The 15,095-nt window shown below is 61.9% G+C and carries 10 protein-coding genes; 3 read left to right on the forward strand and 7 right to left on the reverse strand.

All coding sequences use genetic code 11. The features are described 5' to 3' along the window. Nucleotides 1-37: 37 nt before the first annotated feature. The 4 genes from ABAC460_RS25540 to ABAC460_RS25555 all read right to left on the reverse strand — a co-directional run bounded on the left by ABAC460_RS25540 (nt 38) and on the right by ABAC460_RS25555 (nt 4,579). Nucleotides 38-1,129 carry an ABC transporter ATP-binding protein gene (locus ABAC460_RS25540; protein ID WP_023451388.1) on the reverse strand — a complete coding sequence of 364 codons (1,092 nt, stop codon included), beginning with the start codon at nt 1,127-1,129 and terminating at the stop codon, nt 38-40. Between the two features lie 249 nt (nt 1,130-1,378). Then, a complete protein-coding gene (locus ABAC460_RS25545; RefSeq protein ID WP_023451389.1) occupies nt 1,379-2,731 on the reverse strand; it encodes a glycoside hydrolase family 27 protein in 1,353 nt (450 codons plus the stop codon). 313 nt (nt 2,732-3,044) lie between these two features. Continuing rightward, nucleotides 3,045-3,647 carry a DUF1989 domain-containing protein gene (locus tag ABAC460_RS25550; protein ID WP_023451390.1) on the reverse strand — a complete coding sequence of 201 codons (603 nt, stop codon included), beginning with the start codon at nt 3,645-3,647 and terminating at the stop codon, nt 3,045-3,047. After that, complete coding sequence (locus ABAC460_RS25555) at nt 3,644-4,579, reverse strand: hypothetical protein (protein ID WP_023451391.1); 936 nt, start codon at nt 4,577-4,579, stop codon at nt 3,644-3,646. The genes ABAC460_RS25550 and ABAC460_RS25555 overlap by 4 nt, the downstream gene beginning before the upstream one ends. A 237-nt stretch (nt 4,580-4,816) precedes the next feature. On the opposite strand from ABAC460_RS25555, the gene gntA reads away from it, so the two are divergent. After that, the gene (gntA, locus tag ABAC460_RS25560; protein WP_023451392.1) at nt 4,817-5,515 is read left to right on the forward strand and encodes a guanitoxin biosynthesis heme-dependent pre-guanitoxin N-hydroxylase GntA; all 699 of its coding nucleotides are present in this window, start codon (nt 4,817-4,819) and stop codon (nt 5,513-5,515) included. On the opposite strand, the gene ABAC460_RS25565 is transcribed toward gntA, so the two are convergent. Beyond that, entirely contained in the window at nt 5,512-6,333 is an 822-nt protein-coding gene (locus ABAC460_RS25565) for a hypothetical protein (RefSeq protein ID WP_155914527.1), read from the reverse strand. The two genes, gntA and ABAC460_RS25565, sit on opposite strands and share 4 nt — an antisense overlap. Before the next feature lie 128 nt (nt 6,334-6,461). On the opposite strand from ABAC460_RS25565, the gene ABAC460_RS25570 reads away from it, so the two are divergent. Next, nucleotides 6,462-8,621, forward strand: a complete 2,160-nt coding sequence (locus ABAC460_RS25570) for a TonB-dependent receptor (RefSeq protein ID WP_023451394.1) — start codon at nt 6,462-6,464, stop codon at nt 8,619-8,621. Nucleotides 8,622-8,741: 120 nt separating this feature from the next. Here the strand turns inward: ABAC460_RS25570 and ligD are convergent, their stop codons facing one another. After that, the gene (gene ligD / locus ABAC460_RS25575) at nt 8,742-11,255 is read right to left on the reverse strand and encodes a DNA ligase D (RefSeq protein ID WP_023451395.1); all 2,514 of its coding nucleotides are present in this window, start codon (nt 11,253-11,255) and stop codon (nt 8,742-8,744) included. 170 nt (nt 11,256-11,425) lie between these two features. After that, the gene (gene ku / locus ABAC460_RS25580) at nt 11,426-12,295 is read right to left on the reverse strand and encodes a non-homologous end joining protein Ku (RefSeq protein ID WP_023451396.1); all 870 of its coding nucleotides are present in this window, start codon (nt 12,293-12,295) and stop codon (nt 11,426-11,428) included. A 261-nt stretch (nt 12,296-12,556) separates the two neighbouring features. On the opposite strand from ku, the gene ABAC460_RS25585 reads away from it, so the two are divergent. After that, nucleotides 12,557-14,914 carry a TonB-dependent receptor domain-containing protein gene (locus tag ABAC460_RS25585; RefSeq protein WP_023451397.1) on the forward strand — a complete coding sequence of 786 codons (2,358 nt, stop codon included), beginning with the start codon at nt 12,557-12,559 and terminating at the stop codon, nt 14,912-14,914. Nucleotides 14,915-15,095: the final 181 nt, after the last annotated feature.

Consider the following 15,095-nt stretch of genomic DNA (forward strand, 5'->3'; position numbering starts at 1 on the left):
CCGTGAAGAACGGGGAGAGGGGATTTTTCTTTTCCCCTCATTCTCCGCTCTCCGGCGCATGATACCCGACACCCTCGCCGTCAAACAGATGCGCACTCCCGGCATCGATCTTCAAACCAACCGGATCGCCCATCTTGACGCGACTAGTGCCGGCGTCCTCGGCCGTCACCGGCGTCCCATCGGCCAGCTTGGTATAAACCAGAGTCCGCTCGCCCAGACGCTCGACGAACTCCACCGTTGCCGCCAAACCATCACCCGATGCCCCGACCTTCACCGTCTCCGGCCGCAAGCCGATCCGCCAATGCGCCGACACGGGCAAACCCGCCGATCCGACGCCGGTCTTGAACACGCCACCGGCCAACCTGGCCATGACCACAGCCCCGGAAACATCCACGTCGACCTTCAAAATATTCATCGGCGGAGACCCGACGAAACCGGCCACGAAGACATTGGCCGGCCGGATATAGATCTCCATCGGCGTACCGACCTGCTGAATCTTGCGGTCCTTCATCACCACGATGCGGTCGGCCAAAGTCATGGCCTCGACCTGGTCATGGGTGACCAGAATCATCGTCGCCTTCAAACGCCGCCTTAGCTGCGCCAACTCCAGCCGCGTGCGCATCCGCAGCGCCGCATCCAGGTTCGACAACGGCTCATCGAACAGAAACAAATCCGGATTCTTGACAATTGCTCGCCCGATGGCGACGCGCTGCTTCTGACCACCCGACAGCTCTCCGGGCTTACGCCCCAGATACTCGCCAATCTCAAGAATGCGCGCCGCTTCGGCGATGCGCGTATCGATCTCGGCCTTGGCGATGCCGACATTCTTCAACCCGAAGGCCAGGTTGTCGGCCACCGTCATATGCGGATACAGGGCGTAATTCTGGAACACCATGGCGACGCCGCGCGCACCGGGCGCCAGCTGATCAACCCGGCGGCCATTGATGTGGATTTCACCGCCATCGACCTCTTCGAGACCCGCGATCAGCCGCAGAAGCGTGGTCTTGCCGCAGCCCGACGGCCCCAGAAAGGCGACAAATTCGTTGTCGGCGATGCTGAGGCTGACCCCATCCAGCACCGGAGTCGCACCATAGGCCTTGGTAACATTACTGATTTCGATGCCGCTCACGCGCCCACCCGTCCTGCTTGACTGCGTTCCCATGTCCGGTGGAGCGTTAGCCGCCTTTTACTCAGACAAAAAGCGGTTTAGCACTGAACCAGAGGCCTAGCAAGGGCGGACGGAGGAATTATACGATCATATCGCCCCATCGAAAATCGACATTAAATGACTGAATTATTTAAATATTATCCCACTTTACATGCAAACACCGCCCGGAACAAATCCGGACGGCGTGTTATTTTTGTCTGAGTAAACAACCTACGCGGCAGACAGGCGATACAGCACTGAACCGTGCGCGGGAATCTCCGCCTGCACCTTGCCCTCAGCCGTTCCGATATCGGCGCGCTTCCACAGATCCCGCACCTTGTAGCGGCCGTTCGCTCCGGCATATTTCAGCGCAAAACTGACCGTCTTGCGGTCGCCAGTGGTGTTGAACAGCGCCACATACAGGTGGTTATTATCCCCTGCCCGTGCCGTCCAAACCCGCGTGCCGTCGGCCAGGAAATGCGGCCCGTTGTCCTTGCTGTTCTGATTAACCGCCAGCACCTCCGGATTGGTCAGCAGATCCAGGGTCGCCTGGTCCAGATGCCGCAGATCCCCGCCCATGATCAGCGGCGAGCGCACGATCGACCACAGGCTCATCAGGGTCTGCTGCTCATCGGGCGTAAACTTGGTGTCGCGATCGCCCAGGGCCAGCCGCCCCAGCGGCAGCATGTCGCCGTCCGGCCAGGCGCCGGGCTGACGCCAGGCATTCCAGTTCTCGAACCGTGTAAACTGATCGTCCAGCAACTTCCATTCGTCCCAGAAGTCGTCGCTGATCCGCCACATCTGGGCAAAGCGGCGGACATGCTCGCCGCGTGCCACCGGCGTTTCGCCGGGCGAGAGGCTGAGCAGCATCGGCCGCCCGGAATTCTGGATGGCCAGATGCGCCGCCTCGATCTCGGCCATGTGGGCGTCATAGGGCCGGCTCATATCATCCATCTTGACGAAGTCCACGCCCCAGGAGGCAAACAGCTTGAACACGCTGTCGTAATAGGCCTGGGCGCCCGGCTTGCTCATGTCGACGCCGTACATGTCCGGGTTCCACGGACAGGTGCTGCTGGTATCGGCGATATCGGCTGCCCTTACCGACGTACCCACGATCGGCACGTTCTTCTTGACGGCCAGACGCGGAATCCCACGCATCAGGTGGACACCGAAACGCAGCCCCATCGCATGAACCTTGTCGGCCAGCGGCTTGAACCCTTTGCCATTGGCCGAAGACGGAAACCGGTTCGGCGCCGGCAACAGGCGGCCGTGATCATCCATGGTCGGCACCGGTTCGGCATTGTAGGCGTAGCTCTTGGCTTCCGGCTCGTACCACTGGATATCGACCGTGAAGATGTCATAGCCCGACGGCAGCAGCTTCTGCGCCATGATGGTGGCGACTTCCAGCGACTGGTCTTCGGTGATGGTGGTGGCGAAGCTGTTCCAGCTGTTCCAACCCATGGGCGGCGTCGGCGCCAACAGGCCTGTCGTCTGGGCGGAAGCCCCAGCCGGCAAGGTCGCCGCCATACCGGCTAACGCGGAACCGGCCAGGATGGCGCGGCGGCTCGGAGAAAAGGAGCTCATGTCATGTCTCTGTGATCATTGTTAATTGTCAGACTATAGCGCCCAACACATCCTGACCAGAGGGAAAAGCGCTTCACAGGTGAAGGCGAACTAACCTTTCTTCTCTTCCCCACATGTGAGAGGGCTATCGCATATGGAATGGGCAAGCTCCCTCCTCTCCACGAATGCCTGCCGGCGAAGCCGGGGAGGTGCCGGCGAAGCCGGGGAGGTGCCGGCGAAGCCGGCGGAGGGGTATTCTTTCCGTCAGAGATTGGATACCCCTAACCCCTGAGGAACAATGTCCCGGACTTCTTCACCGGTATCGGCGACGGCTTTACTGACGGCCTAAGATAACGTCCTCCACCTGATAGTGGATCGGCTTGAACGCATAGTTGTTCGACTGCAGCGCCGAACACGCCGTCAGCGCCACGATCAGATCCATATGCGCCTCGAACAGGATATGGTCGCCGGCCTTGCTCATCGGCGGATCGACCGACAAGGCCCCCGTCTGGCCATCCACCTGGACATTCATGAAGATGTTGAACGCCACCGGAATCTGGTCCGGTTTGACGCCATACGGCGCAAGCGCCATTGACAGGTTGCCGAAACAGCCGTGATGCGGATGCTCGTCGCCATAGATGATCCGGAACGTGTCCTTCGAACACGGCGTCAGCAGGAAATCATGCCGCCCGACCGTATCCTCGACGATCCGCAGCATGACGTTGCTGCGGTTGGAAAAGATCGGATCCCCCACGGTCAGAAATAACTTGCTGGCATAGTCGAGAGTCCGCCCCGACGAGATAACCTCATCGACATCATGGGCATTGAAGGCCAGCATGTCCGACACCTGCTCGCCCTGCGGATCGATGACCCGCAACCTCTGCCCCCGGTTCAGTTTAAAAGCGGTACCCGTACGCGGTGCGATTTCGGTGATCATGCCTCAGTCTCCAATATATGCCGGCGCAGCGCACGCCCGAGGCGCGCCATGGACCGGATCTTGTCGCTCCACGACAGGGCGATAACGGGGCCGACATCGGTCTTATTGACGTCGACAATATAGATGCGACCGTCATGACGGTCGCGCAGGATATCCAGCCCGCCGCAATCCAGCCCGATCCGCGCATTGAACCGCCGGATCAGATCGCGTTCCGCCTCGGAGTAAACAGCCTCGGGTTCGGCCATCCGGGCCTGCCGGTTGTTGATCGAAAACCGCCCCTCCGGTGTCTTGGTCTTGACCCACACCACGACCGGTTCGCCGCCTATGCACGGCGTGCGCAGATCATGGCAGCACCCGTCGTCGTCCCGCGTATCGACCACCCGCTGATAGACCTTGCCACTCAGCGGCGCCATCGGCGCCATGACAATGCGGCCATCATGCACACCGTTCTTGTCGGATTTCTCGACGATTTCGCCGGCCGCCTGACGCGGATCCAGCGCCAGCGGATAACCGGCCACCTCCTCGAACACTCGCGCGACATGGGCCTTGGAAATATCCTGACAGGCCTGGTTGAGATGCCGCCCGGCCAATCGCGCCGGCTGGCCACAGGTGACGTCCTCGAAATAGAAGGCCGCATCCGCCCCGTCCGGCGCCTTCGCCACATCGATCCCGCCGAAGATAGCGATGCCGCGACACATATACCACGGCCGCGGCCGGTCGGGCGCATACCACACGCTCAGCCGCCGGGCATAGGTCAGCCGTGCCCACAGCGCCGCCCCGGCCAGGAGGGTCAGCCACACCACCCAACTGGCGATCTCGGCGACCAGGGCCTGGGTAATCTTCAGGTGAATACCGGTCTTGCGGATATAGAACCCGCCATCGCGCCAGGCGAAATCCCCCCACAGCGGCACCGCCGTATTCGCGACCGTCATGGGCGCAACCGTTTTTCCGGCATGATCATACCCCGAGCCACGCGTAATGGGCCGAACTTTAGAAACAAACCTGTAAGAAAGACGTCAGGAATGGACGCGCAATGGCAAGCATTGTATAAACAGAGGCGCCGCGTGTCACGCCGGATTACAGCCTCCTTGCTCGCCGCACCCGCCTTCCCGAGTTTCTCCTTACCGCACCTCCGTTAGGTTAACCTTCCAGCAGAGGAAGGCGTATCCGTGTATTTTCCGACGATTAGCGAAGACTCCACCGGCGCAGACAGCGCCTTGATCGAACGTTTTGAAGCCCATATCCGCGACAAGGCGTTTCCGTGCGTCGGCGCCAAGTCGGCCCTGTCGCGCCACCAGATGCAATTCGTCGTCGCCGGTGATATCCGCTGCCCGCGCGATGACCGGACCATCTACGAATCCCTGCGCGATTTTGCCCGCTATTACCGCGACCACCCCGGCCCGTTCCAATCCTTCGTCGTCCTGTTCAACACAGCCGACACCCTGCCGGAACGCGCCTTCGAACAGATCCTCTTCCAACGCCTGCAAGCCCTGGAAACCCTGGACGCCCAATCCGGCGAAACCTACGACCCGCGTGTCAGCGCCGATCCCGACGACCCGCACTTTTCCTTAAGCTTCGGCGGCGAAGCCTTCTTCGTCGTCGCCCTGCATCCCGGCGCCTCACGCCCGGCGCGCCGCTTCGAGGTCCCCGCCCTGGTCTTCAACGCCCACGACCAGTTCGAAACCCTGCGCGCCGAAGGCCGCTACGAGACCCTGCGCGAAAGCATCATCGACCGCGACATCCAACTCAGCGGCACGGAAAACCCGATGCTGTCTCGCCACGGCGACTCTTCGGAGGTGCGTCAATACAGCGGCCGCGCTGTCGAAGCCGACTGGCAATGTCCGCTGCGTCGTGTCCATCCGGCTTAAGGCACCAGGCAAACATCCGTACATTCGGTCGATGACAGGGTTTGCGTGATGATTTCAAATTCCTTGGGATAAGTTCGTTTGAATGCAGGATCGGCCTTCAACACTTCGGCCAGCAGAACTTTACGCTCGGAAACCGGAAGCGTCCGGGCCATAGCGGGCAGATAGGTCGCCGCGGCAACCGTAAGCAAATTGCGGTTTTTCGTGGACATGGATGGGTCCGTGGCATTTAGGACTGCGCCTCGCACCATGCCTGCCGCACCGCTGCGTAGCTGCTTCAATCCCTGTATGCGAACGGCCGTACGCTCGGATGGCGGCAAATCCTGCCAGAATTTTTCCACGACCGGCATATGCAGACTCATGCATTTTACGCTTGTAACCATGAAAAGCGTCGCCACGTCCTGATGGCGAATGGCATTGCGCGCCATCAGCGACAACGCTTCCGGCTTGTTCATCAACGCGTAATATTCCTGCGGCGTGGTGGGCGGTTTGCTGTCAGGAAAAACACTGTTCATGCCCGCGGTAACATAGCGCACGGGAAGCTGACTAAGCGGCACACATACCGAGGCGAACGTACTAAGTCCATCAATAGGGAAGGCCGGCGTTGCGAAAACCTCCATCGACGCCTCGATGTCGGCCAGACTTTTTGCGACTTCGGGATCGGAAGCCGGCGGAGGTGCCCGGAACTCGGCCTGCGGACCAAATCGATTATTGATCAGATCGATTGCGTCACCCAGGCGTTCCGCCGGCGTCTGAGCCAGCACTGGGGCCGCACAGGCCAAGACGGCCGCAACCACAGCGAATTTTACGAATTTCAACATGAAGGCCCCCAAGGCGTGATGACGGCATCCTATAGAGCTTCTCATCGCGTGCCAACCGCCGACGCCATACACCCGCCACAAAATGGTATACGATGGCAGAGCGAGCGAATCGCACACGCGGGGGATCTATGCGACACGGCGCCGGTTTTCGTTACGCCTCGGCTTTGCTGGTGCTGTTTTGCGCCCTGGCCGCAGCCCCCGCCTTGGCTGAAGACCGCAAGCCCGATAGCAAGACCGTCACGGTCAAGGGCAAGAAGCGCGTCAACCGCATCGACCGTCAAACCTATGACGTCGCAGCCGATCCGGCCAGCAAGACCGACACCGCCGCCGACACCCTGTCCAAGGTGCCCGGCGTCACCGTCGATCCGTCCGGCGAAGTCAAGCTGCGCGGCAACACCGTCCAGATCCTGGTCAACGGCAAGCCCTCGCCCCTTCTGGCCGGCGACAACCGCAAAGCCGCCCTGCGCGCCATGCCGTCCAGCACCATCTCCTCGATCGAAGTCATGTCGACGCCCGGCGCCCAATACGGTTCCGAAGGGGCCGGCGGCATCATCAACATCGTCACCAAGGTCCGCATGGCGCCGGGCTATTTCGGCTCGCTGGGCGGGCAGGTCGACTCCCGCAAAGGCTACAGCCTCAACGGCTTCGCCCAACACTATGCCGGCCGGTTTTCCACGGTCACCTTCGGCAATCTCCTGCAATCGTCCAACCAAAGCGGCAGCCGTTCCTCGCTGAGCCAGCGCGACGCCGCCGGCCGGACGGTGCGGACAACGCGAAGCACCGCGGAATTCGACAGCGCCGCCCGCTCCGTCATGATCAACGGCAATATCGACTACGACGCCGGCGCGCGCGACACCGTGACCGGCCAGTTCAGCCTGATGCGCTTCGACAACGACAATGACAGCACCGGCCGCAGCGACACCTACGACGCAACGGGCGCGGCCACCGACCGCTACAGCAGCCACGGCACGGGCGCCGGCACGATGGACAGTGGCATGCTGGCCGTGACCTGGACCCGCACCGGCAAGCAGCTTGGCGACAGCCTCAAGGTCGATGCCCGGCTAAGCCGCAACCTCATGGACAACGCCATGGACAACCGGCTGGACTACGAACGGTCCAGCGTGCCCGGCAATACCGGCGAAAAGATCATGCGCAACCGCTCGCTCACCCGCATGACCACGGCGATCCTCAGCACCGACTACAATGCCAACTGGGGCGACGACCAGGTGACCATGGGCTTCCAGCTTACGGCCGACGACTCGCACGACCTTAGCGAAGCCTTCACCCCTTTCTCGCTGGGTGAAGCGGCGGTTCTCAACCCGGCCCTGACCAGCGACTTCCGCTACCGCCAAACCCTGGGCGCAGCCTATGTCACCTGGCAGAAGGCGGTCGGCGACCGCTGGGTCGTGCTGGCTGGGATTCGTTCCGAAACCCTGGACTTCGAAAGCCCGGATGCCGCGGGTAACCCGGTCCGTGTAAACTACACCCGGCTGAACCCCAGCCTGTTCGCCACCTATATCGTCTCCGACTTCGCCAAGATCCGGCTGAACTACGCTCATCGCCTGGAACGGCCGTCGCCGCGCGATCTCAACCCCTCGCGCCTGTATATCGACACCCAGACCGTCACCGCCGGGGCGCCGGCGCTGAAACCGCAGGACATCGACAGCTTCGAGGCATCCTATGAGTACAGCAAGGAGACCACCAATGTTTCGCTGCGCGCCTATCACCTGCGCAATGACGGCATGATTCATACGACCACGCGTTTCGTGCCCGATCCGCAGAACAGCGGCCACCAGGTGATCGAGATTTCCCGCCGCAATGCCGGCGCCAGCGACCAGACCGGCCTGCAGTTCAACTATATGGCCGAACTGTCAAAACGCTGGAACCTCAACACGACCGTCAATATCTACGACACCCGCCTGCGCCTGCCGGACGTTGCGCAACGGTCCCTGACGACGGTCACCTGGCAGATCGGGGTCAATTATAATCTGCGCAAGGGCGACGTCCTGTCGTTCAGCTACGCCGCCAACGGCCGCCAGGTCTCGGCCGAAGGCGTCCTGCCGGGCTTCAGCAGCGGCGCGATCCGCTATTACCGCAACCTGACGCCCTCGCTGAGCCTGAACATTTCCGCCGACAACCTTCTGAGCGCGCGCAAAACCGTCATGGTGCGCGACACACCGCTGCTGCTCAGCCGCGACGAAAACCGGACTTTACCGGTGACCTTCACGATCGGCCTGAGCAAGCGTTTCGGCTCCGGCACCTACGCCCCACCGAAGGAAGCGACGTAATACAAAGGACTACCGCAACAGACGCCCCAAGCGCCCTCCTCTCCACGAAGTGGGGAGGTACCGCGAAGCGGGGGAGGGGTATCTTACGTAGGTCCGATCGCCGCCCGATTTCAGACTTCGCTAAACCTCAATCCTCAAAGCCTCGAGATACTCCCGCTTGATCATCTGGCGCACCTTGAAGAAATCCCGCCACGGATCGCCCTGTTTCACCCGTTCGCGCACCGTATCGATATCGAAATCCGACGGCTTCAACGCCACACTTAACTCCTTCCAATCCAGAGGCGTCGACACATACGCTCCCGGCCTTGCCCGCACCGAAAAAGCGGTCACCGCCGTCGCCGTCAGCTCATTACGGAGATAGTCGACGAAGATCCGGCCCTTGCGCTTTTCCTTGCTCATGGTGGCGATGAACCTGTCCGGCGCGTCGTGCTCCATCGACTGGGCCACGGCACGTGCAAAGGCCTTGATCGTCGGCCAGCCATAGTCGCGATCGATCGGCACGCAGACATGCAGCCCCTTGCCACCGGTGGTCTTGAGAAAACTCCCCAACCCGAGCTCGCCCATCCGGTCGCGCACCTCGAAGGCCGCGGCCACGACCCTCTCCCACGGCACACCGGGATCGGGGTCCAGGTCGAAAATCAGCCGGTCGGGCCGGTCAGGCTTATCGACGCGGCAGCCCCACGGATGCAGCTCAATGACGCCCCACTGAACCAGACTGATCAACCCCTTGGCATCCTTGATCATCAGATAGTCTTCGTCGCGCCCCTTCACCGGGATGCCGGTTTCGTAGATATGCTCGGACTGACCGGCCGAGATATGGCGCTGAAAGAAACACGCCTCCCCGATCCCTTCCGGACACCGTAACATCGACAAAGGCCGGTTGGCGACGAACGGCAGGATGTGATCGGCGACGTCGAGATAATACTGCGCCAGATCCAGCTTGGTGATCTGCGTACCGGGATAGATGATGCGGTCAGGGCTCGACACGCCGATGCCGCCGACATCGACCTTGCCGTTCTTCGCCTTCGAACGCACGCCGGGTTTGGCCTCAGCAACCTCCATCTTCGCCTCCTTTTGCACGGTCTCCACGGGCAATTCGCGATCGCGCCCGACCTCCTTGGCCGGCTTGTCGGCGCGCAAACCCTGGAAGGACGGATGCCGCAACCGCCCGTCCGGCGTCCATTCGGTGAACTCGATCTCGCAGACTAGCTTCGGCTCGACCCAGACGGCCTCGCGGCGGACCTCGGCCGGCACATCGTCAAACGGTTTGGTCTTGCGCACCAGCTCATCCAGCTGTTTGCGCAAGGCCACCGAGGTCTCATGATCGAACCCGGTGCCGCACTTGCCGCAAAAGACGAACTTTTCGTCTTCATAATAACCCAGCATCAGGGCGCCGATGCCGCGCGCCGCATGGGTCGGTTCCTTGAAGCCGCCGATCACGAACTCCTGGCGTTTGTGGCACTTGATTTTCAGCCAGGTCCGCGCCCGGCCGGACGCATAGACCGCATCGGCCCGCTTCGAAATCAGCCCCTCCAGCTTCAGGTCGCAGACCCCCGAGACAAAACCGCTCTGTTCAGTGAAATGCTCCGAATAGTTGATCCGGTTGTCGGACGTGAACCCTTTCAGCAGCTTTTCCAGCCGCGCCTTGCGCTCGATCAGCGGTAAGCGCGTCAGGTCCTCGCCGTCCTGATGCATCAGGTCGAAGACATAGTATTGCAGGGCGTCGCTGTGGCCGTCGCGCAGGCTGTCCTGCAACGTCTTGAAGCTGGAGACGCCTTCGCTGTCCAACGCCACGACCTCGCCGTCGAGGATGGCAGTGCCCACCTTGAGCTTTTGCAGCAGGCGGGCGATGCCGGCGAATTTGGGGGTCCAGTCCAATCCCGTGCGCGTCAGCAGGCGCACCTCGCCGCCTTCGATCAGCGCCTGCAGGCGATAGCCGTCGAACTTGACCTCATGTACCCATTTCTCGCCCGACGGCACCTTATCGGCCAAGGTCGCCAGCTCGGGTTCGATAAAGCTCAGCGTGTTTTCAGCCTTGCCCGAATGCCAGACCTTGCTCTTGCCGTCAGCGATGTCGTCCATCGACCGGCCGGAGACGATGCTGCTGGCGTTGCTTTCCAGCCAGGCCTCGGCGTCGTCCTCGCTGGCGACCTCATCCTGGTGCTTGATCAGCAGCCAGTTATTGCGTCCTCGATCCTGGGGGCGCGGCTTCATGCGGATCAAAGCCCAGGAACCACCCAACCGCTCGCCGTGCAGTTTGAACTTCAGGTCGCCTTTTTTCAGGCCTTCATGCGGATCACCGATGGGCTCCCAGGTTCCCTGGTCCCACAGCATGACGGTCCCGCCGCCATATTCGCCCTTGGGGATGGTGCCTTCGAAGCTGCCGTAGGAGACGGGGTGATCTTCGGTTTCGACGGCCAGCCGCTTGTCGGCGGGGTTGAGACTGGGCCCGCGCGTCACGGCCCAGGATTTGAGCACGCCATCCAGTTCGAGGCGGAAATCGTAATGCAGCCGCGTCGCCGCATGTTTCTGGATCAGGTAATGAAAGCCCTTACCCTTGGCGACCTTGCCTTCAGGCTCGGCGGTCCTGGTAAAATCGCGCTTCTCATTATAGCGGGAAAGCGAGTCAGGCATTCCTTATCCTCCCTCGCTTGCGGGGGAGGTGGCGAGCAAGCGAGGCCCCCTATGGGCCGAAGCGCGTCGAGACGGAGGGGGCGTTCCAAGCTCCCGACTCCCCCTCCGCCGCCATTCGGCGACACCTCCGCTGCACGCGGGGGAGGATAAGAAAATTTGATCTCCCATCCTCAACTCGCCTTCTTCCTGCGCGCCTTCTCCGCTTTAGGCTTAGCCTCACTCGCCTTCGTCCGGCTTCTCCGCGGAGCCGCCGCCACCTCCCCCTCATCCGCCTGCTTCAAACTCTTGCGCAAAGCATCCATCAGGTTGATCACTTTAGCCGCAGGCTTCTCTTCTTCGACCGCCCGGGGCTCGCGTCCCTCGACCTTGGCATCGACCAGCTCCCGGATGGCCTCGCGATAATGGTCATGAAACTTGCCGGCATCGAACTTCGCCGCCTTGCGCTTGATCAGCTCCAAAGCCAGGTCGACCTCTTCGGCATCCGCCTTGGTCTCACGGATCTTGTCAAAAAACGGATCGGCGTCCTTGATCTCGTCCTCATACCGCAGCGTCTCCAGCAACAGACCGGTGCCGCACGGCTTCAGGGCGCACAATCGCTCTCGCCCGCCGATCGCCAACTGCCCGACACCGACCTTGCCCGACGTGCGCAACGCATCCCGGATGACCCGAAACGTTGTCTCGTCCCCGCGATCGGCCGGCGCGACAAAATACGGGCTTTCGAAATAAACGGCATCGATCGCATCGGCATCGACGAACTGGGCGATGTCCAGCGTCTTGCTGGACGGAATCTTGAGCTCATTCAGCTCGTCCGGATCGATCAGGACATATTCGCCCTTCTCGACCTCGTACCCCTTGACGATATCGTCGCGGTCGACCGCCTTGTCGCCGGCCACCAATTGATGATGCACCCGCTCGCCGGTCGGCTCATAGATCTCATGAAAGGCGATCTGCTTCGACCGGTTCAGCGCGGCGTAGACATTGACCGCCAGGGTGACCAGCGAAAGCCGGATATTGCCGCTCCAATAGGGGCGCAGGGCCATGTGCATTCCTCATGTCGAACAACCCCTGCCCGGCCACAGACTACGAAAAATGCGGGTAAGTTTTCAGTAGGAATCTGGCTGTGGCAATGTGATCACACTGCCAATCCCCTGCACAATAAGGCCTTTTCACGCCGGTCACAAAAGCTTCGCCACGCCGACACCAAACCGTCCGAAAAGCTTTCGCAAACCGTCACCGTCCGCGATTAGGGCGGCTACCCCATGGCGCCAACCTCCCCTTCCCCGGCGCCCAAGGGGTATATAATGAAATCCTTCCTGTTCACCTCCGTCGCCGCCGTCGCGCTCTTTGCCGGCGCCGTGCATGCGGAAGACGCCGCAACCACCGCGGCTCCGGTCGCCGAAGAGTCTTCCGAAATCGTCATCCTGGGCCATGGCCAGAGCCGCCAGACCCAGTCGGTCCGCGCTTCGGACCTCTTCGAAGTCGCCCCCGGCACCTCGCCGCTGAAGGTGGTCGACAAGCTGCCGGGCGTCACCTTCCAGTCGGCCGACCCGTTCGGCGCCTACGAATGGTCGACCCGCATCTCGATCCGCGGCTTCAACCAGAACCAGCTCGGCTTCACCCTGGACGGCGTCACCCTGGGTGATATGTCCTACGGCAACTACAACGGCCTGCACATCTCGCGCGCCATCATCAACGAAAACATCACCCGCGTCGACCTGGCCCAAAGCGCCGGTTCGCTCGACTCGGCCACCGCTTCCAACCTGGGCGGCACGCTGAAGTTCTTTTCGCGTGATCCGTCGACCGACCTGGGCGGCGAAGTGGCCGTCACCCTCGGCACCGATGCCATGCGCCGCGTGTACGGCCGCTTCGAAACCGGCATCATCGACGCCCTGGGCGGCCTGCGCGGTTACATTTCCGCCGTCGACCAGAAGACCGACAAGTGGAAGGGCGGCGGCGAACAAAAGGCCACGCAGTTCGACACCAAGTGGGTCCTGCCGCTGGGTGAAGACGGCAGCCTGACCGCCTTCGTCAACCACTCGGAACGCCGTGAACAGGACTATCAGGACCTGTCGCTGGAAATGATCGGCCGCCTGGGCTACGACGCCGACAACTTCCAACCCGACTACGCCAAGGCCATCGGCGTCGCCTCGGTGCTGAACAACCCGGCCAACTACTACCACGCCACCCTGAACCCGACCGGCACGCTCGACCCGGCGTCCGGCTACTGGCGCGGGACCGGCACCAACCCGTACGCCGCCTACGGCGTCGCCACCCCGGATGACGCCTACTACTATGGCGCCGGCGTCCGTGACGACACCTTGGCCGCCGTCCGTCTCGACCTGGCCCTGACCGACACCATCCGCGTCGACGCCCAGGTCTATCACCACGCCGACGAAGGCCAGGGCCTGTGGGTCACGCCGTACACCGTCTCGCCGAACTTCGGCGTTTCCGGCGCCACCAAGGACAATGCCCCGCTGTCGATCCGTACCACCGAATATGACATCGCCCGCACCGGCTTCATCGGCGGCGTGACCTTCGACCTGGGCGCGCACCAGGTGTCGGCCGGCGTCTGGACCGAAAACAACGACTTCAACCAGGCCCGCCGCTTCTATGCCGAAGACCTGACGGCCGCCAAGCGCGACCCGCTGGGCTTCCAGGAAGGCGCTTTCCGCACCAACTGGGAATACGACTTCAGCACCAAGACGACCCAGGCCTATGTCCAGGACGTGTGGACGATCTCCGACGCCCTGAAGGTCAATTTCGGCTTCAAGTCGCTGGACGTCACCAACAAGGTGAACCAGGTCGTCGGCGGCACCATCAAGGCCGAACTGGAATCGAAGGACAGCTTCCTGCCCCAGGCCGGCGCCGTCTATCGCATCAACGACACCTTCGAAGTCTTCGGCTCCTACACCGAAAACATGAACGCCTACGTCTCGGCCGCCACTTCGGGCCCGTTCAGCTCGCAGTCGCAGACCAACATCAACTTCGTCCGTGACCACCTGAAGCCGGAATCCTCCAAGACGATCGAAGGCGGCGTCCGCGTCCGCACCGACCGTTTCTCGGGCGTCGCCGCGCTGTATGACGTCAAGTTCGAAAACCGCATCCTGGCCATCGCTCAGGGCGCTTCGATCCTGGGCAACGCCCCGGTGCTGTCGAACGTCGGCGACGTCAAGACGCAAGGTCTGGAACTGGCCGGCACCTACCGCATCTCGCCGCAATGGCGCGTGTACGCCGCCTATACGCTGAACGACTCGACCTACCAGGACGACGTCGTCGCCGACGACGGCACGGTCCGCGCCCACACCAAGGGCAAGACCGTGGTCAACACGCCGGAAAACCTGCTGAAGACCGAGCTGAGCTACGACGCCGGCAACCTGTTCGCCACCCTGGGCGTCAACTACACGGGTGGGCGTTTCTACACCTATGAAAACATCGGCGGCCGTGTCGAATCCTCGACCATCGCCGACCTGACCATCGGCTACCGCTTGGAAGAAGCCGGTGCGACCTTCCAACTGAACGTGACCAACCTGACGGACGAGGAATACATCTCGACCATCGGTTCGGGCGGCTTCGTCAACAACGATGCCGGCGGCAATGCCCAGACAGTCCTGCCGGGCGCCCCCCGCCAGTTCTTCGTGAGTGTGCGTAAGGCGTTCTAAGCGCAGAGTATGAGTTTGCTTCAACTTGCTTCTCCCGCCCCGTTTACGGGGAGGGGGGACCGCGAAGCGGTGGGAGGGGCTTTCCGTCAGTGGAACATCCCTTCCTTTTCACCGCTACCACAATCTAAGTAGAGTTCAGCTTTCCCAGTAAAACTTGAGCCGGCTGCGCACCACCGCAGCC

Origin of the sequence: Asticcacaulis sp. AC460 (assembly GCF_000495795.1) — a bacterium.
Classification (GTDB): domain Bacteria; phylum Pseudomonadota; class Alphaproteobacteria; order Caulobacterales; family Caulobacteraceae; genus Asticcacaulis.

Coding starts and splice junctions, on each gene's coding strand:
- ABAC460_RS25545 (WP_023451389.1), bottom strand. CDS start 2,731: ATGAGCTCCTTTTCTCCGAGCCGCCGCGCCATCCTGGCCGGTTCCGCG.
- ABAC460_RS25550 (WP_023451390.1), bottom strand. CDS start 3,647: ATGATCACCGAAATCGCACCGCGTACGGGTACCGCTTTTAAACTGAAC.
- ABAC460_RS25555 (WP_023451391.1), bottom strand. CDS start 4,579: ATGACGGTCGCGAATACGGCGGTGCCGCTGTGGGGGGATTTCGCCTGG.
- ABAC460_RS25565 (WP_155914527.1), bottom strand. CDS start 6,333: ATGTTGAAATTCGTAAAATTCGCTGTGGTTGCGGCCGTCTTGGCCTGT.
- ABAC460_RS25570 (WP_023451394.1), top strand. CDS start 6,462: ATGCGACACGGCGCCGGTTTTCGTTACGCCTCGGCTTTGCTGGTGCTG.
- ligD (WP_023451395.1), bottom strand. CDS start 11,255: ATGCCTGACTCGCTTTCCCGCTATAATGAGAAGCGCGATTTTACCAGG.
- ku (WP_023451396.1), bottom strand. CDS start 12,295: ATGGCCCTGCGCCCCTATTGGAGCGGCAATATCCGGCTTTCGCTGGTC.
- ABAC460_RS25585 (WP_023451397.1), top strand. CDS start 12,557: ATGAAATCCTTCCTGTTCACCTCCGTCGCCGCCGTCGCGCTCTTTGCC.